This window comes from Rugosimonospora acidiphila, assembly GCF_039543385.1.
Taxonomy (GTDB): domain Bacteria; phylum Actinomycetota; class Actinomycetes; order Mycobacteriales; family Micromonosporaceae; genus Rugosimonospora; species Rugosimonospora acidiphila.
In genome coordinates, this window is the sequence record NZ_BAABJQ010000017.1 from 89,958 (window position 1) to 113,737 (window position 23,780).

Here is a 23,780-nt window from a genome sequence, read left to right on the forward strand (position 1 = left end):
AGCCGGGACCGGGAGAAAGACAGACGCTGCGATGGGGAGTTCGTCATGACGCGTCCAGGGGCCGCCGAGTGGTCGGTGCTGGATCTCGACTCCGATCCGGTGCCCGGTGATCCTGATTCCTTCGATGAGATCACCAGCGCCTATCAGGATCTGGCCCGCACAACTCAGGAGGCGCACGATCTGCTGGCCTCCGGCAGCCAGATCGACCTCGGCGTGGGCAAGGCGATGGACGCCTTCCGGGATCTGATCGGCAAGCTGCCGGGGCGGCTGGACACCATGGCCCAGTCGTACAGCCAGGCCGCCGACGCGTACCAGCGGTACCTGCCGTCGCTGCAGGAGGCGCAGTCGATGTCGTTGCGGGCGCTGGATCAGGCCCGGCAGGCGTCGGGGGACCAGGGTGCGGCCGGGGCCGCGGTGGCCGCCGCGCAGGCCGCGCTGACCGCGTTGGGTGGCGACCAGAACGCCGACCAGACGGCGAAGGACTCGGCCCAGGACGACGTCACCGCGGCGCAGAACCGCCAGCAGCAGGCGCAGCAGTCGCTGGATCAGGCCAAGGCGCTGCTCGGCCAGGCCACCGCGCTGCGTGACCAGGCGGCCCGCAGCGCCGCGCAGACCCTGAACCAGCTCGCCAAGGACGCCCCGCAGCGGTCGCTGCTGGAAAAGATCATCGAAGCGCTGAAGGACTTCGTGGACTTTCTGGCGAGCACCGTCGTGCAGTGGATCACGACCGTGCTCGACGTGCTGTCCACCATCGCCAGCTTCATCTTCCCGCCCCTGGGCGAGGCGCTCGGTCTGCTGTCCGGTGCGATCGACCTCGGCGCGGCGCTGCTGACCGGCGACGGCGGGAAAATCGCGATGGCCGCCGGCGGCCTCGCGCTCGGCCTGGTGCCCGGCGGCCGGCTGGTCGGACGGATCGCGAAATTCGCGATGGAGGGCGGCAAGGCGCTGTCCGGCACGGTCAAGAGCGGCATCAAGGCCGGTACCAAGGAACTGGGCGGTGTCAAGGACATCGGGGCCGGCGCGAAGAGTGTGGACGGCGCCGGCCGGGGCATCGACGCCAACGCGGCGAGCCTCGGTCCCGGCAAGTTCCTCAAGGGCAAGCTCAGCGCGGCCGGCGCGAAGCTCAACGACCTGCGCGACGACGCGGCCCTGCAGTTCGGGTACCTGCGGCGCAAGTTCGACAGCAGCACCATCATCGGCCAGACCGAGAAAGGCAACATCACCAGCTTCAGCAGCAAGAACGTGAAGTCCGAACCGCTGCTGGACAACAACGGCAAGACCGTCGGGGTGCTCTTCCCCTCCAAGTCGACCGATGTGGAGAACTTCAGCGGATTCGGCCAGACCCACGCCAACCTCGCCACCGGCAAGAACCTGGGCGGGAGCATGGACTTCAGCGGGCTGAAAATCATCCGGAGCCTGCCGGGGGAGAAGGCGGACTTCAAGAACAACGAGTTCCTTCCCGCGCCGTGGTTGAAGCAGAAGGCCGACCCGAACTTCGTCATCGCGCACGGCAGCCCGGACAGCGCCACCGTGTCGTTGAACAGCGGCAAGGTGGTCCACGTACCGGGCGGCGAGTTCGCGAAGGTGGTCAACAACAACGCCATCTTCAAGACCGCCACGGACGCCAACCCCAAGGGCTCCATCGGCTTGCTGTCCTGCAACTTCGGCAACACGGCCGGCGACGCCGGTGCGAAGTTCGCCTCGGTCATGAAGAACCTCGGCAACACCCGACCGATCTACGCGGGCACCGACGTCGTCCAGATCACCACCGGCAAGGACCTGGACGGTCTGATCACCGACCCCGGTCAGTCCATCACCACCGTCGCGGTCAACAACGGCGGCCGGTTCCGCCGGCTGACCCCGGACAACAACTAGAGCGAAGGGGCTTTGCGGGCCATGAGCGAGGAACGCAACTGGATGCTGCTGCTGGATACCGATTGGGAGCCGCCCGCTGAAAGGGACGCCGATGCCGAGAACGGGGCCGACGGCGGGGCGGGGGCGATGCCTGCGGCCGAGTCGATTGTCGGGGGCTGGCTGGTCGACGACGGCGGGGCGGTGGGGCCGTTCGAACCCAACCCGCTGTACCTGCCGACCGGCGATGACGCGCCCAGCGGCCCGGTGGACGCCGCCGCGAAGCTCGTCGCGGCCGGGGTGGCCGACGCGAGCCTGGTGCTGCTGGCGATGCGCGACAGCCTGACTGACCTGGCGCTGGACGAGGCGGGCGAGGTGATCGTCGAGCCGGCGCCCGACGGGCAGCCCTGCGTCCTGGTCGCCACCGGGGCCACCGACCAGACCCGGGTGGCGGCGCCGGGGTGGCGGCAGGTCGGCGGCGCGGAACTGGTCGGGCTGCTGCCCGACGGCGTCGACGTGCTGCTCAACCCGGGCGGTCCGCGAGCGATGCGGCTGTTCGCCGGCGCGCTGCGCGATGCCCTGGCGGCGTCGGCGCGACCCGCCTGACGAGCCTGCCAACCCGTCAAACCCGAACCACGAACCCCACGAGGTGCCGTCATGACCACCCGGACCGCCAGCCCCGCGCGCGGCCGTACCATCGTCGCCCTGGCCGCGTTGGCCGCCCTGTTCGCCGCGATGCTGCTGGTGCTGTCGCTGGGGGCCGGGCGCGCCGCGGCCGCCCCGTCCGCGCCCTACTGGGTGGTGCCGGGGCAGCCGGGTACCACCAGCGACCTGACCCTGCCCGACGTGGCGCAGCGTCTGCTCGGCGACGGCGGCCAATGGCCGGCGATCTTCAATCTCAACGAGGGCCGCACGCAGCCGGACGGATCGACCCTGACCGACCCGTCGCAGCTGCACGCGGGCTGGGTCCTGGTGCTGCCCGCCGGGGCCACCTCCGGTGAGATCCGGGTCGGCCAGCCGCCGACCGGCGCGCCGGGCCGGCAGTCCCCGGGGGCGGCCGTGGGCTCGCCGTCGGGCGCCCCGCCGGCGCGGCCGCGCGTGCTCGGGCTGCAGCCGGCCGTGGCGGCCGGGGCCGGCGCGGCGGTACTGGCGACGGTGGCCTCGGCGACGGTGGCGGTGGTGCGGCTGCGGCGCCGCGAACGCCTGGCCTCGGTGGCCCCGGCGGCCAGCGGCTCCCGGGCGGCGCTCGACGGCGCGCTGCGGCAGCTCGCCGCGCAGGCGACCCAGGCACAGGTGTACGCGGCGGTGATCGGCCCGGACCGGGTGTCGCTGCGGCTCGCGCCGGCGGTGCCCGAGGCGCCGGCGCCGTGGCAGGTGCGCGAGCGGGGCGGGGTCTGGGAGGCGCCCAACTGGCAGCTCGACCCGGGCGGGTACCCCGGCGGCAGCGGGCTGCCGCTGCTGGCCACGGTCGGCACGATCGGCGGGGAGCTGACCGTGGTGAACCTGGGACGCGCACCCGGGGTGGTGGCGCTGACCGGCGACCAGGCCGTGGCGATGTCCGTCGTCGGTGGCTTCCTCGACGAGATCGGCGCCGATCCGGCCGCCGCGTCGGTGGCGATCACCGTCGTCGGTCCGGTGCCCGGCACCCGGCTGCCGGCCGGCCGCCTGCGGGTGGCCGCGGACGTGCGGGAGCTGACCGACGTGTTCGCCCCCGGTACCGCCGCGCCCGACGGTCTGAATCCGGCGCAGTCGCTGGCGCGGGAACTGGTGGTGGTGACCGCTCCGGTCGGGTCGGTGGCCCTGGAGCGGCTGGGTGTCCTCGCCGCGCGCTCCGACAACACCGCCGCCGTGCTGGTGGTCGGGGACGCTCCCAACGCGGCCTGGCGGTTCGAATGCGCCGACGGTGGCTTCCTGGACGTCGGCGTGCTCGGCCTGCACCTCGACGCGCCCTCCTCGGCGCGCAACCGGCCGGCGTCCTGATCCGGTGACTCAGGATGTTTCTTCGTTCTCATGGATGGTTCGGTCATGAAGGTACGTATCTCGCACGCGCTGCTCGTCCCGCTGGCCCTGGTCGCGGTGAGCGTCGCGACCGCCTGCACCACGGCGGCCCGCCCCGTCACGGTGGCCCGCTCGGCCGCGGTGGCCCGACCGGGCCCGGTGGCGTCCGCGAACACCGGTCCCGACCTCGGCCGGCGCAGCCCGGAGGGCGGCTACTGGCCGCAGACGGTGCAGCTCGGCCAGAACCCGTCGCTGGGGCAGGTGGTGGTCGACGGTCAGGGCTTCACCCTGTACCGGTTCGACCGCGACAGCGCGTCGCCGCCGGCATCCAACTGCTCCGGTGCGTGCTCCACCCAGTGGCCACCGGTGCTGGCCAACGACACGCTGCGCTTCCAGAACCTCGACCCCGCCAGGCTCGGCACGGTGACCCGCCAGGACGGCACCCAACAGGTCACCGTCGGGGGTCAGCCGGTGTACCGGTTCGCCCAGGACCAGGTGCCCGGGCAGACCCGCGGCCAGGGCTCGCAGGGGGTCTGGTTCGCGGTCGCACCGGACGGTGGCAAGGCGGCCCCACCCGGTGACCGCAGCGGTGCTTGAGCGGCCGCACACAGTGAGCATCCACACAGACGCCGCCCATCACGGGCCGATGGCCACCCCACTCCTTCATTGTGTGACGGGGCCGGTGCGAGCCGGTGAGGTGGGGGCCACGGAGGTAAGTATCAGATGGCAGGGTTGAGGGGCCAGCGACGCCGGGAGGTGGCGGACGAGGCCCTGGTGCGATCCCTGTTCCAGGAACACGGACGGGCCATGCTGGCATACGCGACGCAGTTGACCAGAGACCGCGCGATCGCCGAGGACGTAGTCCAGGAGGCGTTGCTACGCGCCTGGCGCAATCCGGACAGCCTGGTCAACGGCAGGGGATCGGTACGCGGATGGTTACTGACCGTTATCCGCAATATCGTCATCGACATGGTCCGGGCGCGCAACGCCCGGCCGACCGAGGTCGGTGAGTCTCCGGTGGAGGTCGCGATCGAACGCGACCACGCCGACCGGGTGGCCGACTCCATGCTGGTGGTCGACGCGCTCGGTCAGCTCTCCACGGAGCACCGCGAAGTCCTGGAGCAGTTGTACCTACTGGGTAGTACAGTCGGGGAGGCGGCCGAATCACTTGGCATCCCGCCCGGCACGGTGAAATCACGCTCCTTCTATGCGCTACGGGCGTTGCGCGAACTCTATCCTGGGGGTCCGGCCAGATTGGAACGGTCAGCCTCATGAGAACACCGGAGAATCTGCCAGCCACCGGTAACCACGTGGACATCGGCGGATACCTGGCCAAGGCGCTCGACCCGGCGCAGACCGAGCGCGTCGAGGAGCATCTCGCCGCGTGCGAGGACTGCCGCACCGAGGTCGATTCGCTGCGCGAGTGGGCCGACTCGCTGGAGGCCGTACCCGATTCCATGGCGGAGGCCATGCTGCTGGACGGCCCGCCGGAGGGCGGCGACCTGCTGCTGCAGCGCACGCTGCGGCAGATCCGCACGGAGTCCGCGGGCGACCGCAACCGGCGCCGTGCCGGGCTCGGAGTGGCCGCGGCGGCGGTCGTCGCGGCGGCGATCTCGGCCGGCGTGGCGATCGGCCACACCGGCGGCCACCAGTCGAGCCCGCAGGCCGAGGCGCCGGCACCGAGCGCGACGGCATCCACCGCCGCGCCCGGAACCCGGTTCGCCACCGTCGCCGACCCGGCCACCGGCGCCCGGATCACCGTCGCGGTCGCGCCGCAGACCGGCTGGGTGCGGGTCACCGCCGCGGTCTCCGGCATCCCCGCCGGGCAGCAGTGCCAGCTGTTCGTCGTCAAGAAGGACGGCACGGCGGTGCTGGCGGGCAGCTGGGTGGTATCGGCGAAGGGTGCGGCCGACGGCACCACCCTGGACGGCACCGCGCTGATCGACCCGAGCGACGTCGCCGGGGTCCGGGTGTCCAACACCGACGGCAAGCAGTTCGCCAGCGCCAACCTGTAGTACCTCGGGGGCGCGGTGCCTACGCCGACCGGCGTGCGCACCGCGCCCCCTTTTTCTCGCGTGGCTCAGTCCGGCCACCGCCTTCTTGGCGCCCGCGTCGTCGCCGGGCAGGAAAGTCGACGGCGCCACGGTCGGGCTGGCCGGCGTGACCATCAGCGGCGCCAGACCCACCGTGTTCAGCGCCTTGACCACGCGCGTGTCCGGGAGCACGCGCTGAAGCTGTCGGCGAGGCTCCGTCCGGTGCGCTCGGCGTACCTGAGGTCGATGGCCGTGTGCCCGACGCACTCCGTCCTGAAACCGGCGCGCGGACCATCGGTCCGCGCGCCGGGATCAGCGGGTTGGGCGAACTCAGCCGGTCGGGTCAGCCGAGCAGGCACTGGTAGAGGATGCAGTCCGGCTTCTGCGCCGGCGGCGGGGTGGCGGGCATATACGGGTCGAGCAGCGTGAACTCGTTCTCATTGGCCGGCTCGATCGCCGCGCTGGCCGGTTCCATCTGCAGGGCGTCGCCATCGCGCGCGCTCAGCGTCGACGTTTCCATGAGCACCGGCGAGTCCGGGCTGGTGCCCAGCGCGAGGTTGTAGATGTGGTAGTTGTCCCACCACGCCGAGGTCCACTGGTCCACCACGGTGTAATCCAGGCTGACGAACGCCCACAACTGGTTGGGCTGGTTGACCGCGTTGGGGTCGCAGCCGTATTGCTCCACCGGCAGGTTCGGCTGCCCGATCCGGTCGCCCGGGACCTCCAGGCAGGTCACGTTCGACCAGTCCCGGTTCTCCGCGTGCATGATCTTCACCAGTTGCACGCTGTAGGGCACGCCATTCGCGGACACCTCCGGCACGGTCTGGCCGACCGGTTTGATGTAGAGGCTCTGGTTGTCGGTCGACGGGTTGTGCGCCCCGTAGAGCTGGAGGTTGGTGCCCCAGCTCGTGCTGTACGCGGGTACGTCGAGCACCTCGTTCTGAGCGCCGTACACGCTGATGAGGTTGCGGTGGCCGAACATGGTGGCCGGATCGGTGGTGCAGGACAGGTCGAACGCGATCGACGACACCTGGATCGTGCTCGGCAGCGGGACGCCGTCCAGGCTGCTGCCGAAGGTGTACTGGAAGCAGGCACCCTGGTAGTTGATGTCGGCATAGAAGGCGACGGTACGTCCGGCCAGGTTCGCGCCGATCGCGTAGACGGCGGCGTCATTGAATCCGATCTGCCGCAGGTCTCCATTGTTGTGCGTGATGACCGGCAGCCGGGTGTCGTTGTACACGCCCTCGAGAGTCAGCCGGGGCGTGGGATCGGCGGGCTCGCCCTGAGCGCCGCAGCCGCCGGGCGTGGTGGTGAACCGGATCGACGAAGCGGTGTTCGGGCCGATGTACGTACCGGCCAGGTTCCACACGTTGTGCGCGAACTCCTCGCACCGGCCACCGTAGTTCGGCTGGTCGTAGACGAGGGCGTAGACCGTGGTGTGGACGTCGTTGGCCATGACCCGGACCTGGTAGACGTGGTTGTCGAAGATGCCCGGCGTGTAGCCCGGAATCGCGGCGAGGTCCGGGGTGTCCCCGGTCAACTCGACACAGACCGGGATGTACGACGGGGTGTCACAGATGTCGATCAGCGGCGTACCGGCGGCGTGAGCCGGGACGGCGACACCCAGCAGCGCGGTGACGGCAGCCAGCAGTCCGATGAGGCCGATCCTCCAACGGGTGATCACGGAGAGTACCTTTCAGGGGTGACGTAGCCGTTTCCGGTCTACGCAGCGTCAGCAGGACGCACCCATCGTGCGGGTTGGAGATGGTCGAACCCTGTCCTCGACCTGACACACGTGGCGTTAGTCAGGTCTCTTAAATAATCCACGTCGGCATGTATCAGAAGCCGTACCTGGACTTCAGGTCCGGGTGGCGGCTGCTGGTGATGCGGACCATCGCCCAGTGGGCCGTGGCTTCGTGGTGGGTGGGCAGGGCTTCGTAGCCGCGGGCGCGGCGGCGGTGTCTGGTGATCCGGGCCGGGCCGCGTTTCACGACCCAACATCGTGGCAGGACAACGAATCCGCGCACCATCGCGCACCCGGGTCGAGTACCGGCTGACGCCGCTCGGCGAGGGCCCGCTTCCCGTGATGGACTCGGTGAGCGAGTGGGCGCGGCGGCACATCGGCGACATCGACGCCGCAAGCGTCAGCTACGACTCGGTCACTCGGACCGACCGGCGCCGCCAGCCACAAATCCCTCAGGCATTACACCAACGACGGGTGTGCCGGCCCGGTGGAAACCTGGCCAGCACACCCGTCTGGGTGCCTCGCGGCTCAGCCGAAGAAGACCGAGGCGACCTTGTTGTCGAAGTTGATGGTCGCCAGGTCGGACACGTCACCGTTGATGACCACCGACTCGCCCGTGCAGTTGGGCTGCGACCACAGCTTCAGCGAGCCGGGCGCCGCCACCGAGGACGCCACACCGGGGCGGCTGACGTTCTGGCAGCCGCTGCCGGCCACCCCCTGCGAGGCCCCGTTGTCGCTGAAGTTGGCGTCGTCGAACAGCACGGCCGTGGTGGCCGGCTGGGCGGCCGACGCGCTGGGGGTCGGCTGACCGGCGTTGTCGGCGGGCGCACCGGCCTTTCCACCGGTCGGGGTCACGCCGAACCAGGTGCCGCCGAAGCCCTGGCCGAGGGTGTCACCGCGCTTGGTGTCGTTGGCGAAGCGGTAGACCGGCCAGCCGTCGATGCTGACCTGGCGGGTGCCGTCGGCCCGGGTGATGGTGCCGACCGCCGCCTGATCGATGCCCGCGATGAAGATTTTCCCACCCGGGTCGATGGTGACCGGAGGCCACATCGTCGCGCAGGTGTCGTTGCAGTTCGAGGTGGAGTTCGGGATGTCCTTGTCGAAGCGGTAGAGGGTCAGCCCCGCGCCGTTGACGACGACCGGGTCGAGGTTGCCGGCCGAGCTGGCCGTCAGCTGGACCCACTTCGGCGCCAGTTGGGCTGCCGCGCCGATCGGTTCACCCCCATTCGGCATCGCCCAGTCGCCGGTACCCATCGGGGCGTTGTTGGATTTCGCGGTGCCCGACAGCAGCGACAGATCGCTGGTACCCGCCGGGGCCTGCGCGCTGGCCGGCGGCGGGGCGGCGACCTGAGCCGCGGGCACGATCGGGGCGGCCTGGCAGGCCGACAGCAACGCCACCGCACCGGCGGCGAGGAGGGCAGCGAGGGGCACTACGTGCTTGCGCAACATCGGGATTTCTCCAGTGTCTGGCGGTGGTTCCGGGTCCGTCCGGAGCCGTTCGCAGTCCACACGGAGCGCGATCCCAACCGGTTCAGCCGCGCGTCCGGCCGTTTGCGCCGCGCGATGTGGGCGTGGTTGAGGCGGCTCTGTCCGCGCATGGCGGTGGCTTGGTCGTCACGGATGGCGGTGAGGTTGCCGACGATGCGGTGCGGGACCTGGTGGAGGTGCGGATTTCGTTCCCGGACCCATCGGCTGAGGTCGTGCCCTACCACAGCGTCGGTGATTTGAATAACCGATATTGTAGATAGTAAGTTCCTCCGTGTCCGACTAGGACGGTCATAGTGGATCGGAGGAGATTTGTTGAGATTGCAACGCTGGGGCCGGGTAGCGACGGCGGTCAGTGTGCTCGCTGGGTTGGTGGCCGTGGGGGGACCCGCGTACGCGCAGTCGACGGCGGCGAGCCCGGCTGCCGTTCCCGGCACCTGGACGGTTACCGAGATCGAGGACAATCCGCCGGGGTTGTGGGGCGTGACCGAGTACGACTACATCGAACCGACGTCCTCCGGTGACGTGCTGATGGCGTCGGAGGACAGCCCATACCAGCCCGACTATCGCCAGCCCATCCGCTGCTGGAACGGCTCGACCTGGACCTTCATCCCGGAGCCCGGACCCGGTTTCCCGGCCGCGTCGGGCCACCGCCAGTACGGTGCCCTCGGCGGCGCCTCCTGCTCCGACTTCTGGGTCTTCGGCGCCGCGAGTGCTCCGAAGCGGTGGCACTGGGACGGCAGCTTCTGGCAGAGCGCGGCGATGAGCACCACCGACCCGGTGTGGAGCGTCAAAGCCTTCGCCGCCAACGACATCTGGGCCTTTACGTTGAACGGCCAGGGCCTGCATTTCGACGGCAGCACCTGGCGACAGGTCAGCATGCCGCCGATCGACGTCAAGAACGTGGTGGGCCGGTCGGGCACCGACTTCTGGGCGATGGGGACGACCCCGGTCGATGCGCACCCCTACGGCAACGCGGCGTACCGGTGGAACGGTACGACCTGGACGAAGGGTTCGGTGCCCTCGACGTACAAGGGCTACTACATCTACGGTTCGTTGGGCCCGAACAACGACGTGTACGAGTTCGGATTCTCGCTCGCCGACGGGTACCTGCGGTGGGACGGGACGAGCTGGCACCACGAAAAGGCGGGCAGCCTCACCAGTGGCATCGGCGGGGTCGCCTACGCCGCCGGAGCCCTGTGGGCCGCCAGCGGTAGTGGCTTCGCGCGCCTCTACAACGGCGCGTGGAGCATGGTGGCCGCCCCGCCGGTCGACGACCCGTATGGCATGGCGATCTACGGTCTGGCGGCCGACCCGCGTTCCCAGAGCGTCTTCGGCGGTGGGGTCGTCGGGTACGCGGAGAGCACCACCCAGCGCAAGATCGTCATCCAGAACATCGGGCAGACCGGCTGACCCCGAAACCGCCGGTCCACTCGGGACGGTGCCGGCGGTAGGCCACTCGTCGGCCTACCGCTGACCCGTTTCCGTGATTGCCCCGCACGCCGCTCATGACCGGCGTGCGGGGCAAACCCATTCAGCCGCAGCGCAGTTCGACCGCGACCGGCGTCTCGGCCGTGCGTAGCGCGGCGGCCTGATTTCCGGTGAGCTTGCCGCGCCCACCGGTATCCCTGCCGATCTGCCGGTCCAGGTCGTCCAGCGCTCGGCAGGCGGCCGGCGGCGAGCCCAGCGCGCGCACGACCCCATTCACCCCCTGGGTCAGCTCCCGGGCCACCGACTTGTCCAGGCCCATGGCCGCGACGCTCGTCGCGAGGGCGGGCAGCGCGACCTCCGGCCGCAGTTGCCTATCGCCCGGGTTGCACAGCTCTCCGGTGAAGAACGTGCTGCCCGGTACGCACCGCCACATACTCGGGTTGGTGTCGCTGGGCGCCAGCCGCACCTGCGTCGCCTGCTCCAGCGCGTACCCGTCGGCCAGCAGCCGGGCCTCGCTGAACGCCGTGCCGACCAGGGTCACGCCGACCGGGTCGTGGCCCGAGGAGCTGTCGGTGGCGCCGTATCCGGCCGGGATCGTCAGGGCCGGGTAGCCGGCCCGGTCCGCGATCCCGATCGTGGCATCGCCGTTGGGCACCATGATGGCGTCCACGTCGTCGCTCGGATCGTCCGGCGTGCCGCCGTCCACAATGGAGTCGATGGCGGCCCGGGTCGACGCCTGGCCGGCGGTCAGGTTCGCCGCGTACTGCGCCGCGGTCGCCGGATCCGACAGGTTGACGGACTGCGCGGCGACCAGCTCACCCTGCTGGTATTTCAGTCCCTCCACCGGGTGGGCGTTGTTATAGGCGATGATCTGTTGCAGCGACTTGGCCCCCGGGCCGGGGATGCCGGACAGGTAGGCGTTGAGGTCGCGCTGGTACTCGCTGGACACGATGCTCGGCGGGTTCGGGCTCGGCGCCGGCACGCTCACCGGCACCACGGTGGCTCCCTGCGCCTTAAGCGCGGCGACCATCGCCGCGTACGGCGCGGCCGAACTCGTCACCACCGCGATCCGCTTGCCCTGCAGCGCATCGGCGCGCAGCCCGGCGGTGTAGTCGGGCACCGGCGGGGCGTGCAGGGTGGCCGGGTCCTTCGGGTCCGGGCCGGCGATGGCGGCCAGTTCGGTGGCCACGTCGCCGACCGTGCGCCCGATCGGACCGGGGGAGTCCTGCGACTTCGCCACCGGCAGCACGCCGGCGCGGCTGACCAGGCCGACGGTCGGCTTGAGACCGACCACGCCGGCGGCGCCGGCCGGCGCGATCAGCTGTGCCGTGTCGGTCGACGTCTCCATGCCGACGGTGATCGCCGCCAGGCCCGCCGCGGTGGCGGCCGCGGAGCCGCCGGACGAGCCCGCCGGTGTCTTGTCGGTATCCGAGGCGACCAGCACCTGACCGCCCAGCGACGAGTACCCCTCCGGCAGGTTGGTGTCGAAGACGCCGTTCAGCTCCGTGACGTTGGTCTTGCCCAGCACGATGGCGCCGGCCGCGCGCAGCCTCGCCACGATCGCCGAGTCGTCCCGTGGCGTCGAATTCTGCAGGGCGATCGAACCGCCGGTGGTCGGCATGCCGCGCGCGTCGATCGAATCGTCCAGCAGCACGGGCAGGCCGTACAGCGGGCCGTGTGGTTTCTTCTTGTCCTTGCGCTGCTTGTCCAGCGTCCGGGCGTCGTCGATGGCGTGCGAGTTGAGGTCACGCACGGCCTGGATGGCCGGCCCCTCCGCGTTGGTCAGCGCGATGCGGTACAGATACTGGCGCACCAGCTGTTCGGAGGTCAGCGTGCCGGCGTTCAGCCGGGCCTCGAGGCTGGTCGCGGACTCGGTCTCCAGCGAGAACGGCAGCGCCTTCGGGGCGGTGCCGCCGAGCAGCTTCATCACCGCCTGGTAGTCCGGGTTGCAGGCGCCGCGCGCCGCGAACGGCTCGGCCGGCGTGGTGTGCGCGCACCGGTACAGGCTCGGATCCACCATGCTCGCCGGTTGGCGCAGCTTGGTGGCCTGCTCGATGACGTACCCGACGCCGATCAGGTTGCGCTCGTCGTAGGCGTTGCCGTTGACCGAGACGTTGAGCGTGCGGCGGGTCGTCGCGTTGTAACCCATCGGGATGGTCATCTGCGGGTACCCGGCCTGCGGCCCGCTGGGCACCGAGCCGAGGATCGCGATGACCGGGTCGGCGGCCTGGGTCGGGTCGGAGTTCGGGTAGTCCATCATGTCGTCGATGGCCTTGTGGTAGGCCGTCTTGCGGACCGGCAGGTTGGTGCGGAACTGCGTCTCGTTGGCCCCGCCCGGCGTGATGTCGGCCTGGGACTCGGAAAGGTGCTGGCTGTTGCCGAACTTCAACGACTGCTGGGCGTTGGCCTGGTTGTCGACGACCTCCTGGGCCAGCGACTGGATCGGCGCCTGCGGCCCGAGCCGGGCGTAGTACTCATCGATCGTCTTGTGCTGCTCGTACCCGTTGGGCAGGCTCGGTATCGTGCCGACGCTGGTGCTCGGGCGCGGCACCATGATCGCTCCGGCGGCCGTCAGCGCGTCGTAGGCCAGCTTCAGCGGGCTGCCGTCGGTGAGCGTCCCGTTGTAGCCGATCTCCTTACCCCGCACGAAATTCAGGTTCAGCGCCGACATGTAGTCCGGCACCGTGGCCGGCGGCGTCGGGATGACGCCGGCGGCGAGGTAGTCGGGGCCGAAGACGTCGCGGTACTCCTTGTCGGCGTCCGGATCGGGGCCGGCGATGGACTGCAGCGTCATGGCCGCGTCGGTCACGGAGCGGGCCATCGGGCCGGCGGTGTCCTGGGAGGCGTCGATCGGCGCGATGCCGTAGCCGGGTACCAACCCGACGGTGGGCCGCAGGCCGACCAGACCCTGGGTGCTGGACGGGCTGATGATGGAGCCGGACGTCTCGGTACCGATGCCCAGCGTCGCCATCGCGGAGGCCATCGCCGCGCCGGTACCGGAGGAGGAGCCGCTCGGGTTCTGGTCCGCGTCGATCCCGTTGAGTACCTGACCGGTGAGATTGGAGAACCCTGAGGGCTGGCTGCCGAAGCTGTTGGCGAACTCCGATAGGCCCACCTTGCCGAGAATCACCACTCCGTGCGCGCGCAACTTCTTCGTGATGCCCGCGTCCGTGGCCGGGTACGAGTCGCGCAGCGAGTAGTTGCCGGCCGAGGTGTACATCCCCTTGACGTCGATGAGGTCCTTCATCAGGATCGGCAGGCCCTGCGCCGGCCCGAGGTGGTGGCCCTCGGCGCGTTCCCGGTCGGCGAGCGCGGCCTCCTTCAGCGCGTCCGGGTTCAGCTGAGTGACCGCGTTGAGTCCGGGACCCTGCTTGTTCAGGGCCTGGATGCGGTCGAGGTAGGCGCGGGTCAGCTGGACGGAGGTGAGTTTGCCCTCGGCCAGCATCTTTTCCGCCTGCGCGCCGGTCAGGGTCTCCAGGTTCAGGACGGGCGGCCGGTCGGGTGCCGGACCGTGAGCGGCGGCCGGGAGGGCCGGTACGGTGAGACTGAGCCCGACCGAGACCAGGACGCATGTCAGTCGACGGCGAGCGATGGATCTGCGCACTTATCCTCCTTTGAGGGGGCGGGCGCGGACGTGACACCAGGAGCGTGCCGAGGGCCTGTTGCGCGGTCATATCCCCGGCGTTTCCGATCGATGACCAACAATTCTTCCCATCGAAGGGCAACGACCGCAACCTCAGATCCAGCACCATTCGCCGATTGTGCCGGCCTCACTCCTCTAGCGTGTCCGCACAGAGCGCCAACTGGTCGTACACCACCAGGGCCGTGCGCTCGGGATCGTCGGGAGGGCAGACCAGCAGCGTGTGATGCGGGTTTGGCGTGTCGTCGAGGATGACAACGAATGCGATCCCGGCCGGCAGGTCGGCCGGCCAGTCGATTTCGTCGGTGGGTTCCTCGACGAGGACCCGGGCGCGTCTGCCCCGCAGCCCCGTCTGGTCGTAGCGCAGCGGCGTAACACCCCGATGCTCAGTCACGGCTGACTCCCTCCTCGCCCGACGTCCGGCATGTGCCGATGCCGCTTGGTCCGAGCGGACGCCGACCCACACGCTCCATGGGCTCTCGTGCGCCGATTCGTGGCCGCCTCCGACACGGCATCAAGTGTCCCGAAGTTGCCGGCCCGTTTCCACCGGTCGAACGCCGCGTGCCCGCCGTGCCGACCACCGCCGTGCTGGCCGCGATGCGGAATGGTTGCCGGGTCAGCGGCCGTGGGCGAGCCGCTCCACCTCGGCGAAGCTGACCACCCGGTCGCACTCGTCGGGCGTCAGCTTGTTGAGCAGCGCCCGGGCGGCCTGTGCCTGCGGCGTGGTCGGCAGGTCCCCGGCGACCAGCGTGGGCAACAAAAGCTCGAAACCGGCACGGGCCCGCGCCGGGTAGCGCGAGCCCGCACGGGCGACCGCGAACGCGACGCGGATGGCGTGCTCGTTGCCCGGCGGTACGGCCGGCCGGTCCACCTCCCGCGCCGCGAACCGCACGCCGTGGTAATACGCGCACCGCCCACAATCGGCGGGTCCCCTGGTGAGAACCGAACCGCACTCCGGGCACGCCAGCTGGTCGAGCGCCGCATCCACCACGCGCCAGTCGTACCCACCGGGGTCGTCGACCACGAGCCAGCACAGCGCCGCCTCGTCCGGCGAACCGGCGGCGACGTCCAGCTCCTCGCGCAGCCGCGCCCAGGCCAGTTCGACCTGCCGCTCGATGCGCTCGACCGTCTGGGCCAGGTGCGCGCTGCGCCAGCCCCGCGCGGAATCGGCCATGGTCGCCAGTATTTCCGGTGGGCGAACACCACCGCGCCGGATCGCCGCCTGGCCTCGCGCCCGCACGGGCGGGGACGGCACGTTCCCGCCCGACGCCAGTCGGGGTGTCGGCGCCGGACGCAGCGACGGTCAGCGCGCCGGGTCTGGGGTCGGTTCGAGGTCGGCGAGGGTCTGGCGAAGCCACCGGATTTCGGTGCGGCTCGTGGCGGTGGCGATGGTAGGTATAGGAGAGAAGGGCATGCGCGGCGCGCGGGTACGGGCGGACGGCACGACAATCCGGTGGGTGGAGTTGCCCGGCCGCGAGCCGACCCGGGTGTACGTGCACGGGCTGGGCGCCTCGTCGGCCGCCTACTACACCGCCGCCGCCACGCATCCGGTGCTCTTCGGGTACCGCGGCCTCCTGGTGGACCTGCTCGGCTTCGGTCTCAGCGACCGGCCGGCCGACCTGGACTACACCCTCGAACAGCACGCCGACCTGCTGGGCGAGGCGCTGATTCAAGCGGGGGTCCGATCCGCCGACGTGATCGCGCACAGCATGGGCGGCGCAGTGGCGATCGTGCTGGCTGCCCGGCATCCCGAGCTGGTGCGCCGGCTGTTGCTGGTCGACGCCAACCTCGACCCGCTACCGCCCGACGCGTCCACCGGCAGCGCCCGGATCCGGTCCTACCGCGAGGCGGATTTCCTCGCGTACGGCTGGGATGAGGTTATCGAGTGGGCCGGGGCGCACTGGGCCGCCACCATGCGGCTGGCCGGGCGGGAGGCGCTGTACCGCAGTGCGGTGCACCTGGCCAATGGCACCCGCCCGACCATGCGGCAGCTCCTGCTCGACCTGCCGATTCCGCGCACCTTCCTGCACCCGGCCGCCGACGGCAAACCCGATGGTGCCGCCGAGCTCGCCGCCAGCGGGGTGCGGGTGGTGCCGGTACCCGACTGCGGGCACAACATCATGCTCGATAACGTGGACGGCTTCGCCCACGCGGTCGCCCAGGCACTGACCGCCTGACGCCGGCCCGCTCCGATCAGGCGGCCGGGCCGCTCGGGTCGGCGGCCCAGCTGCGGAGCGCCGCCAGCGCCCCGTCCAGGGCCGCGGTCAGCGGCTCGAGCGAGCACATCGTCTGGGTCAGCAGCAGCCCGCCCTGCAGCGACGCGAACGTCGACAGCGCCAGGCGCTCCGGGTCGGCCTCGGGACGCAGCAGCCCGGCGTCGCGCATGCGCGCAAGCCCCGCCCGCAGGTGCCCGCGCCAGTGGTCCAGGTGCGCGGCCACCTCAAGCGCCCGGGTCGGGTCGTTGCCGGTCAGCTCGCTGGCCAGCGTGCCGATCGGGCAGCCCCAGTGGGGCTGCGAACCGTAGTGGGCCACTACCGCGTCGCGCCAGCCCTGCCACGCCTCCCAGGTGTCGAGCGTGTCGAGGTAGGGCCGCTGGGCCTCGAGTACCCGCCCCGCCTGGAACGCCGCGATGGCGCCGATCAGCTCGCTCTTGCCGCCGGGGAAGTAGTGGAACAGCTGGCTCTTGCTGGTCGCCGTGCCGGCGCGGATGTCGTCCAGGCTGGTGCCGCCCACGCCGCGGGCGAGGATCAGGTCGGCGGCCGCCTCGACGATGCGCTCGCGGGTGGCCGTCCCCTTCGGGGTGAGCTTGCTCGCCGACTGCATGCGTTCATCATAGGCCATGTGGACTAGCCGGTCCATTTTCTGTTAGCTTCTGGACTGACCGGTCCATTCGCTCGTGAGAACAGGGGATTTTCTATCATGAGTACCCGTCTGTCGGGAAAGACCGCGCTGGTCACCGGCGCCACCAGCAACATCGGCCGGGCCATCGCCCTCGAATTCGCGGCGCAGGGCGCACACGTGGTGATCTCCGGCCGCGACCAGCGGCGCGGGGACGAGGTCGTCGCGCAGATCGTCGCGGCCGGCGGGCGCGCCGACTTCGTGGCCGCCGACCTCGACGGCTCGGCCGACGCGTCGCACCGGCTGGCCGCCGAGGCGACGCGGGTCCTCGGCGGCCGCATCGACATCCTGGTCAACAACGCCGGGATCTACCCGGGCGACGCGACCGCCGCCACCGACGAGGCGACCTTCGACCGGGTGTACGCGATCAACGTCAAGGCCCCGTACTTCCTCACCGCGGCCATCGCCCCCGCGATGGCGCGGCGCGGCGGCGGCGCGGTCATCAACCTCGGCAGCTGGATCGCCCGGCTGGGCATCCCGGTCGGCTCGCTCTACAGCTCCACGAAGGGCGCGATCGAGACGCTGACCCGCGCCTGGGCGGCCGAGTACGGCCCCTCCGGGGTGCGGGTCAACGCCATCTCACCGGGCGTCATCCGCTCCGACGGCTGGGCCGCCGACCACCCGGCCAACGCGATGATGCGCGGCACCCCCGCCGGCTCCGGCGGCACGCCCGACGCGATCGCGCACGCGGCGGTATACCTCGCCAGCGACGAATCGGCGTTCGTGCAGGGCACGGTGGTCGACGTGGACGGCGGCCGGGTGGGGGTCGCGGTCATCGGCGCCTGACCCGCCCCGGCCGGGCCCGCGTCCGCAACGCGGGCCCGGCCCGTGTCCGGCCCTGCTTGATCAGAGCTGGATGGCCTTGGTCTCCAGGAATTCCTCCAGCCCGAAGCGGCCCATCTCGCGTCCGTTGCCCGACTGCTTGTACCCGCCGAACGGGGCCAGCACGTTCATCCGGCCCCCGTTGACCCAGACCTGTCCGGTGCGCATCCGCCGGGCGATCCTCATCGCGTGCGCGTCCTCGCCGAAGACCGCACCGCTGAGCCCATAGATCGTGCCGTTGGCGATCGCCACCGCGTGATCGTCATCGGTATAGGAGATGATCGCCAGTACCGGGCCGAAAATCTCCTCCTGCGCGATGGTCGAGTCCGGGTCGACGTCGGCGAAGATGGTCGGCCTCACGTATGCGCCGCCGGGCAATCCCTCGACCGGCCCGGGACCACCGGTGACCAGCGTCGCGCCCTCGGCGATGCCCCGCTCGAGGTAGGACACCACCCGCTGCCGCTGAGCCTGCGAGGCCACCGGCCCGAGCCGGGTACCCTCCCGCATCGGGTCGCCCACCGAGTATTCCGCCGCGGCGGCCAGAGCCAGCTCGACGACCCGATCCCGCAGCTCGGCCGGGACGAGCAGGCGGCTGTACGCGCCGCAGACCTGGCCACTGTTGACCCAGGCACTGTCCAGGCTGGCGGCCACGGCCGCCGGCACGTCGGCGTCGCGCAAAATGACGCTGGCCGACTTGCCGCCCAGCTCCAGGGCGACACGCTTGACGGTCTGCGCGCCCAGCACCGAGATCCGCTTCCCGGTGGCGGTCGACCCGGTGAACGACACCAGGTCGATGCCACGATGGGACGCGATCGCCTCACCCACCACCGGCCCGGTCCCCTGGACCACGTTGAACACGCCCGCCGGCAGCCCGGCCTCGGCGGCCACCTCGGCGAAGATCCGCGCCGACAGCGGCGCGAGCTCGGCCGGCTTGAGCACCACGGTGTTGCCGGCCAGCATCGCCGGTACCACCTTGGTCACCAGCTGCTGGAGCGGGAAATTCCACGGGGTGATCGCACCCACCACGCCGACCGGCTCCCGCACGATCAGCGAAGTGCCGATCTGCTCGGTCCACGGGAAGTCCGCCGCCAGTCCGGCGGTGGCCGCGGTCACCACGGGCGGCAGGCCGGCCTGGGCCGTCCGGGACAGGGTGATTGGGGCGCCCATCTCGGCGGTGATCGTGAGCGCTAGCTGCTCGTTGCGGGCCCGCAGCCCGTCGGAGACGCGCTGAATGATCGCGGCGCGCTCGGCCGGGGCGGTGGCCGCCCAGCCGGGGAAGGCGGCGGTGGCCGCGGCGACGGCCCGGTCGACGTCGGCGGCGGTTCCGGCGGGTACGGCCGCGATGACCGCGTCGCTGGCCGGGTTGATCACGTCGATGGTGGGACCATCGGCGGGCACCGGCCGGCCGTCGATCCAGTGGGCCGGGGCGGGGAAGCTCAATTCGCTGTTCATGCCACCCAGCGTCATCGGGGCGGATACCGGCAACCAGGGACAGATCGTCCGGTGATCCGGGGCACTGCGCGGGTTATCCAGGGATTGCCTGTCCGTGGTTGGGCGTTTGGGGTGGTGGCAGGCTCGACTGGTCTTCACTGGCGGTGACTTCTGCGGTTTGGGCCGGGTTGGGGGAGGGGAGTGCGCGTGGATCGCGCGGAGCTCGCGAACTTCCTGCGTACCCGGCGGCAGGCGCTGCGGCCCGAGGACGTCGGGCTGCCGCGTACCCGCCGCCGGCGCACAGCCGGCCTGCGCCGCGAGGAGGTCGCGGCGCTCAGCAGCATGTCGACCGACTACTACAGCCGCATCGAACAGCAGCGCGGCCCCCGCCCGTCGGAACAGATGCTCGCCTCGCTCGCCCGCGGTCTGCGCCTGACGCTCGACGAGCGCGACCACCTCTTCCGGCTCGCCGGCTACGCCGCCCCCGGGCGGGTCTCGCGCGCCGACCACATCAACCCCGGCATGATGCGCATCTTCGACCGGATGGGGGACACCCCGGCCCAGGTCATGAACCAGCTAGGCGAGACCCTGATCCAGAACCGGCTGGCGGTCGCCCTGATCGGCGACCAGACCGGGCACACCGGGCTGGCCCGGGCCCTGCCGTACCGGTGGTTCACCGACCCCGACTCCCGGCGGCTGTTCCCGGAGGAGGACCGCGCCGGGCACAGCCGTACGGTGGTGGCGCAACTGCGTGCCGCCCACGCACGTGAGAGCCGGGATCCGCGAGCCGAGGCCCTGGTCGAGGCGCTGCACGAGGCCAGCCCGGAGTTCACGGCGATCTGGGGCGAGCACCCGGTTCAGGGCCCGTACTGCGCGCCGAAGCGCATCGAGCACCCACAGGTGGGGGCGCTGGAACTGCACGGCCAGGGGTTACTGGACCCGGACCAGTCACAGACCCTGGTGGTGTTCACGGCGGCGCCGGGCAGCGAGAGCTACGAGAAGCTCCAGTTCCTGTCGGTACTGGGGGATCAGCTGGTCTGAGTGATCGGGATTATCGGCCCTTAGGCGGGCGAATGGGTCAGGGAGCGCACGGTGATCGGAAGGGCGGGAACGCGCCGGGGTGGCGGTGCGCTACGCTGTACCGGCCGCCGTCGGTTCTGGGCCGTACGGCAGCGGGACGTGGCGCAGCTTGGTAGCGCACTTGACTGGGGGTCAAGGGGTCGTGGGTTCGAATCCCGCCGTCCCGACGCAGCTCAGAGGGCATAATCCATAGATGGATGTGCCCTCTTATGGTTTCTGCGTGACTAACTGAGTGACTACGCTTCGGCGGCTCGGCACAGCGCACTCGCCGTGGCCCTCGTCGGTCGTAGTTCCTCAGAGAGTCGTCGGAGGGGGCAACGATGCGGGACGCGGAGATCCGCGGTGCCCTCGTCACGCTTCTTCGCGACCAACATGGTCACGATCCTTCAACCCTGATCCGGCATGAGTTGGGTCTGTGTGCTGGGCGATCTCGCGTGGACGTTGCTGTGATCAACGGCGACATCTCTGGCTTCGAGATAAAGAGCGACGAAGACAAGCTCGCGCGCCTGGCGGGGCAGGTCGACATGTACGGCAGGGTTCTCGACAGGGCGGCGCTGGTTACAACCGATCGCTACGTCGCTGCCGCGCTCACGCTCATTCCGGCGTGGTGGAGCGTGTGGATCGCGAAGCAGGACAACGGCATCGTCGCTTTGGCGAACCTGCGTGCTGGTCACAGGAACGCGAGCGTTGAGCCTTTCGCGGTGGCGCAGCTGTTGTGGCGCGAGGAGGCGATGGCGGAGCTTCGGGCGCGTGAGTTGCACCGCGGGTTGTCTGGTGTGCGGCGGTGGTTCGTCTGGCAGCGCCTGGCCGAGAGCGTCGAGCTTGAAGAGTTGCAGGCGATAGTGCGCGGGGCGCTCAGGGCTCGCAGGAACTGGCCAGGTGGTCAATGACGTGCGCGAGGTGGTGCGACGTGCCCCAGGCGCGCCATTCCGTTGCCCCGCCGGGGCCTCGTTCGCGTCGCGCGCATTTGGCTAGTTCGCCGTCGCCCCACGAGTATTCCGAGCCCTGACCAGGCCAGTGCTCGGACGTCACCAACGCCTTGCAAAGGTCATGGAAGGCATCGTTGCCGCCGGTCTCGTGTCGCCGCCATCTGTAGATCCACCATGCGCCGTTCGCTGCATATCGCAGACTCGGCAGCGGCCGGCGTCCATTCGCGGACATGGCCGGGTGGCCGATCGAGTAATCCCCGTAGTCGACACCGAGGTCGGCCACCTGTTGCCACAACTCGGCATCCCAGCGTCGTGACTGTGTGGCTTCGTTTGTCGGGAAGCCGGAGAGACTTTCAGGCATGGCGCCCGCCGCCACGACGATCGAACGCCAGCCGGCCGGCATTGCCCACTGGACCATCCTGCGCGCAAGGGGAACGGCTCTTCCCACATCCCGCTCCGACCGTACCTCCGCCAGGTCGATCAACAAGTCGCACTGATCGGGCCCGAGCCCGGTCACGTTCCATATCCGTGGTAGGTCTCGCTCGGCGCGGTCGGGATCCGGGTCGGTTGCGCTGATGCCGCCCAACCGCACGAAGGCGCCGTCGTTCATCCGTGCCGCATCCCCGTGGCTTTCAAGGCGGCGGTCGCTGTCGGATAGGTGAATGACCGGCGCCATCGGTATCTGGAAGTTGAAGAGGTGTCCCGCGATCTCGCTCACGGGGCACCCTGAGTCTTCTGGGGTGTCGTCCAGATAGTTGACGTCAACACCGATCCGGGTACCGGGCGGGGCGAAGTCGACGATCTTGTCGTTGAACTGCCGCGCGTTCTCCAGCGGTCCGTCGGGGGACGGTGAAACCTCGAAGATCGGCGTCACGAGGGAACCCAGCGATGGGGCAAGCCTCGACAACGCCTGTAGCTCGCCTTTGCGGGCCTTCAGTATCGGCACGTAGTTGACCACTGGTCTGCCTCCGTCGCGGTCGGCGACATACCGTCAACTACGAATTGTACTCATGTATATACGCAACGTAGCTAGTTGACGTTGGTCGACTGGTGTGCCGGATGGCAACGAGATTCTTGCGGCCTTGTGCTGCCGACGATGAACCGCATGACGCTGCTCTCTGAGCAGGAAGGGGGCACGTCTCATCGGTGGATATGCCCCCTTCGTCGCAAGCGGCTGACTGCGCGATGTCCCGTCGGCCCGACGCGTCGATGGCGAAGACTTGGTCGATCGGGGCGGCGCCCCAGGGCGCGGACGACGCGTCGTGTCCATTTGTGCGAGTCGAGGCCACACCAAAGCGGCATCCGTAGTCACGAGCGGTACTGCGGCTGCAACGGTAAGTCCCCTAAGCTGTGCCGGGCCGGATAGAGGGGAGTCCATGGTGGCTTCGATCGATGAGATCATCAGTCGGATCCAGGCGGCCGGGCAGAAGGTTGGCGAGGGTGTCCAGCTGCTGAGTGCCGCCGAGAATGCTGCCAGTCAGTTGCAAGGCCAGATGGCGGCCGTGGGTGTGCAGGACAAGGCCGCTCAGTTCGCTCAGGTCAGGGAGTCGATCCAGCAGGCGAGGCAGCATCTGCTCGGTAGCCAGGACATGACGAACCAGTCCATCAACCTCGCTAAAGAGGCGGGTGGTTGAAGAGGTGCCGCTGGCGGTCGCTCGCCTGATCGGGAACGGTCGAAGTCGAAGTCCAAGAAACGTCGTCGGCGTAGATCGGGCAACAGGCAAGGACAATCGGCTCCGGATCAACCGAGTGCCCCGCCCCGGCGTCGTACTGGTGCCGCTGTCGAGGCGGCGGCGGCAGGTGGTGCGACGGCCGGCGCGGTGATGGCGGCGTTGGACCATGTCCTCCCTACACTTCCGAGCTATATCGGCAATATCGCTGTGGGAGCGTTCGGGGCCGCGTTGGGGTGGCAAGCGTGGGCGCAGAAGCGACGGGAGGGCAAGGATGAGGATCGACGCTCGGATTGAGCCGCTCGTACGTGAGGTGCTCGATGCCTCCGTGAAGAAGGACTTGAACAGGCTGGAGGCGGGACTCGCCGCCGTGGGCGATGGACCAGACGCCGCACTCGCGATCCAGCTGGCATTGGCCATCTGCGTGTACGTCTTGCTGGAACTACACGACGGCAACCGGCCGACGGGCGCTCAGATCGATTCGCTGGCGCAAGAGATTGCACGCGATGAGGGCTGGGCCCAGGTACGGGGAGGAGACGTGGTGGCGCTCCTGACGAACTTGTTCTCCGGACCGCAGCTGGACAAGGGAATGCCGGTCGAGGAGGCGATCACGCTTCCGTTCATTGTCGCGGCCAACCTACTCGCGTCCAGCTCGGAGCCGGCGGACGGTAACCGGTGGTTCGACTACCTCGATGAGATTGAGGAGAAACTGGAAGCCACGAACGCTTAGCCGTGCGGTTCCGTTCCCACGCCACTCGATGCCTCCCG

Annotated in this window: 22 protein-coding genes and 1 tRNA gene; 14 read left to right on the forward strand and 9 right to left on the reverse strand. The window is 70.0% G+C overall.

The window, feature by feature from the left end:
- Positions 1-45: 45 nt before the first annotated feature.
- From ABEA87_RS25910 to ABEA87_RS25935, 6 genes are all read left to right on the forward strand, one after another.
- Entirely contained in the window at positions 46-1,875 is a 1,830-nt protein-coding gene (locus tag ABEA87_RS25910) for a putative T7SS-secreted protein (protein WP_345633846.1), read from the forward strand.
- Between the two features lie 21 nt (positions 1,876-1,896).
- Positions 1,897-2,457, forward strand: coding sequence for a type VII secretion system-associated protein (locus ABEA87_RS25915; protein WP_345633848.1), 561 nt, complete (start codon positions 1,897-1,899; stop codon positions 2,455-2,457).
- 51 nt (positions 2,458-2,508) lie between these two features.
- Entirely contained in the window at positions 2,509-3,831 is a 1,323-nt protein-coding gene (locus ABEA87_RS25920) for a hypothetical protein (RefSeq protein ID WP_345633850.1), read from the forward strand.
- Between the two features lie 45 nt (positions 3,832-3,876).
- Positions 3,877-4,446, forward strand: a complete 570-nt coding sequence (locus tag ABEA87_RS25925; protein WP_345633852.1) for a hypothetical protein — start codon at positions 3,877-3,879, stop codon at positions 4,444-4,446.
- A 126-nt stretch (positions 4,447-4,572) separates the two neighbouring features.
- Positions 4,573-5,124: a sigma-70 family RNA polymerase sigma factor gene (locus ABEA87_RS25930; protein WP_345633854.1), complete on the forward strand. Its 552-nt coding sequence runs from the start codon at positions 4,573-4,575 to the stop codon at positions 5,122-5,124.
- Entirely contained in the window at positions 5,121-5,864 is a 744-nt protein-coding gene (locus tag ABEA87_RS25935) for an anti-sigma factor (protein ID WP_345633856.1), read from the forward strand. Before ABEA87_RS25930 ends, ABEA87_RS25935 begins: the two co-directional genes overlap by 4 nt.
- Before the next feature lie 361 nt (positions 5,865-6,225).
- On the opposite strand, the gene ABEA87_RS25940 is transcribed toward ABEA87_RS25935, so the two are convergent.
- The 3 genes from ABEA87_RS25940 to ABEA87_RS25950 all read right to left on the reverse strand — a co-directional run bounded on the left by ABEA87_RS25940 (position 6,226) and on the right by ABEA87_RS25950 (position 9,075).
- Positions 6,226-7,566, reverse strand: a complete 1,341-nt coding sequence (locus tag ABEA87_RS25940; RefSeq protein ID WP_345633857.1) for a hypothetical protein — start codon at positions 7,564-7,566, stop codon at positions 6,226-6,228.
- Positions 7,567-7,720: 154 nt separating this feature from the next.
- Entirely contained in the window at positions 7,721-7,873 is a 153-nt protein-coding gene (locus ABEA87_RS25945) for a hypothetical protein (RefSeq protein ID WP_345633859.1), read from the reverse strand.
- Positions 7,874-8,154: 281 nt separating this feature from the next.
- Positions 8,155-9,075: a hypothetical protein gene (locus ABEA87_RS25950; protein ID WP_345633861.1), complete on the reverse strand. Its 921-nt coding sequence runs from the start codon at positions 9,073-9,075 to the stop codon at positions 8,155-8,157.
- Positions 9,076-9,426: 351 nt separating this feature from the next.
- On the opposite strand from ABEA87_RS25950, the gene ABEA87_RS25955 reads away from it, so the two are divergent.
- A complete protein-coding gene (locus ABEA87_RS25955; protein WP_345633863.1) occupies positions 9,427-10,524 on the forward strand; it encodes a hypothetical protein in 1,098 nt (365 codons plus the stop codon).
- Between the two features lie 121 nt (positions 10,525-10,645).
- Here ABEA87_RS25955 and ABEA87_RS25960 read toward each other — a convergent pair whose 3' ends face one another.
- From ABEA87_RS25960 to ABEA87_RS25970, 3 genes are all read right to left on the reverse strand, one after another.
- Positions 10,646-14,146: an amidase family protein gene (locus ABEA87_RS25960; protein WP_345633864.1), complete on the reverse strand. Its 3,501-nt coding sequence runs from the start codon at positions 14,144-14,146 to the stop codon at positions 10,646-10,648.
- 166 nt (positions 14,147-14,312) lie between these two features.
- Entirely contained in the window at positions 14,313-14,576 is a 264-nt protein-coding gene (locus ABEA87_RS25965; RefSeq protein ID WP_345633865.1) for a DUF7161 family protein, read from the reverse strand.
- Positions 14,577-14,798: 222 nt separating this feature from the next.
- Positions 14,799-15,356, reverse strand: a complete 558-nt coding sequence (locus ABEA87_RS25970; protein ID WP_345633866.1) for a hypothetical protein — start codon at positions 15,354-15,356, stop codon at positions 14,799-14,801.
- Positions 15,357-15,570: 214 nt separating this feature from the next.
- Here ABEA87_RS25970 and ABEA87_RS25975 point away from each other — a divergent pair, with 214 nt between their 5' ends.
- On the forward strand, positions 15,571-16,359 hold the full coding sequence (locus ABEA87_RS25975) for an alpha/beta fold hydrolase (protein ID WP_345633868.1): 789 nt from the start codon (positions 15,571-15,573) through the stop codon (positions 16,357-16,359).
- Between the two features lie 16 nt (positions 16,360-16,375).
- On the opposite strand, the gene ABEA87_RS25980 is transcribed toward ABEA87_RS25975, so the two are convergent.
- A complete protein-coding gene (locus ABEA87_RS25980; protein WP_345633870.1) occupies positions 16,376-17,005 on the reverse strand; it encodes a TetR/AcrR family transcriptional regulator in 630 nt (209 codons plus the stop codon).
- A gap of 96 nt (positions 17,006-17,101) precedes the next feature.
- Here ABEA87_RS25980 and ABEA87_RS25985 point away from each other — a divergent pair, with 96 nt between their 5' ends.
- Entirely contained in the window at positions 17,102-17,866 is a 765-nt protein-coding gene (locus tag ABEA87_RS25985) for an SDR family NAD(P)-dependent oxidoreductase (protein WP_345633872.1), read from the forward strand.
- Positions 17,867-17,926: 60 nt separating this feature from the next.
- Here the strand turns inward: ABEA87_RS25985 and ABEA87_RS25990 are convergent, their stop codons facing one another.
- A complete protein-coding gene (locus tag ABEA87_RS25990) occupies positions 17,927-19,354 on the reverse strand; it encodes an aldehyde dehydrogenase family protein (RefSeq protein WP_345633874.1) in 1,428 nt (475 codons plus the stop codon).
- Between the two features lie 186 nt (positions 19,355-19,540).
- On the opposite strand from ABEA87_RS25990, the gene ABEA87_RS25995 reads away from it, so the two are divergent.
- The 3 genes from ABEA87_RS25995 to ABEA87_RS26005 all read left to right on the forward strand — a co-directional run bounded on the left by ABEA87_RS25995 (position 19,541) and on the right by ABEA87_RS26005 (position 21,303).
- Positions 19,541-20,374, forward strand: coding sequence for a helix-turn-helix transcriptional regulator (locus ABEA87_RS25995; protein WP_345633876.1), 834 nt, complete (start codon positions 19,541-19,543; stop codon positions 20,372-20,374).
- Between the two features lie 132 nt (positions 20,375-20,506).
- A tRNA-Pro gene (locus tag ABEA87_RS26000) sits at positions 20,507-20,580 on the forward strand.
- A 153-nt stretch (positions 20,581-20,733) separates the two neighbouring features.
- Positions 20,734-21,303: a sce7726 family protein gene (locus tag ABEA87_RS26005; protein ID WP_345633878.1), complete on the forward strand. Its 570-nt coding sequence runs from the start codon at positions 20,734-20,736 to the stop codon at positions 21,301-21,303.
- Here ABEA87_RS26005 and ABEA87_RS26010 read toward each other — a convergent pair.
- Positions 21,269-22,300 (reverse strand): beta family protein, encoded by a 1,032-nt coding sequence (locus tag ABEA87_RS26010; protein ID WP_345633880.1) that lies wholly within the window; start codon positions 22,298-22,300, stop codon positions 21,269-21,271. The two genes, ABEA87_RS26005 and ABEA87_RS26010, sit on opposite strands and share 35 nt — an antisense overlap.
- 421 nt (positions 22,301-22,721) lie before the next feature.
- Between ABEA87_RS26010 and ABEA87_RS26015 the strand changes: the two genes are divergently transcribed.
- Both ABEA87_RS26015 and ABEA87_RS26020 read left to right on the forward strand, forming a co-directional pair.
- Positions 22,722-22,976 carry a hypothetical protein gene (locus tag ABEA87_RS26015; protein ID WP_345633881.1) on the forward strand — a complete coding sequence of 85 codons (255 nt, stop codon included), beginning with the start codon at positions 22,722-22,724 and terminating at the stop codon, positions 22,974-22,976.
- 310 nt (positions 22,977-23,286) lie between these two features.
- Positions 23,287-23,742: a hypothetical protein gene (locus ABEA87_RS26020; RefSeq protein ID WP_345633883.1), complete on the forward strand. Its 456-nt coding sequence runs from the start codon at positions 23,287-23,289 to the stop codon at positions 23,740-23,742.
- Positions 23,743-23,780 lie beyond the last annotated feature (38 nt).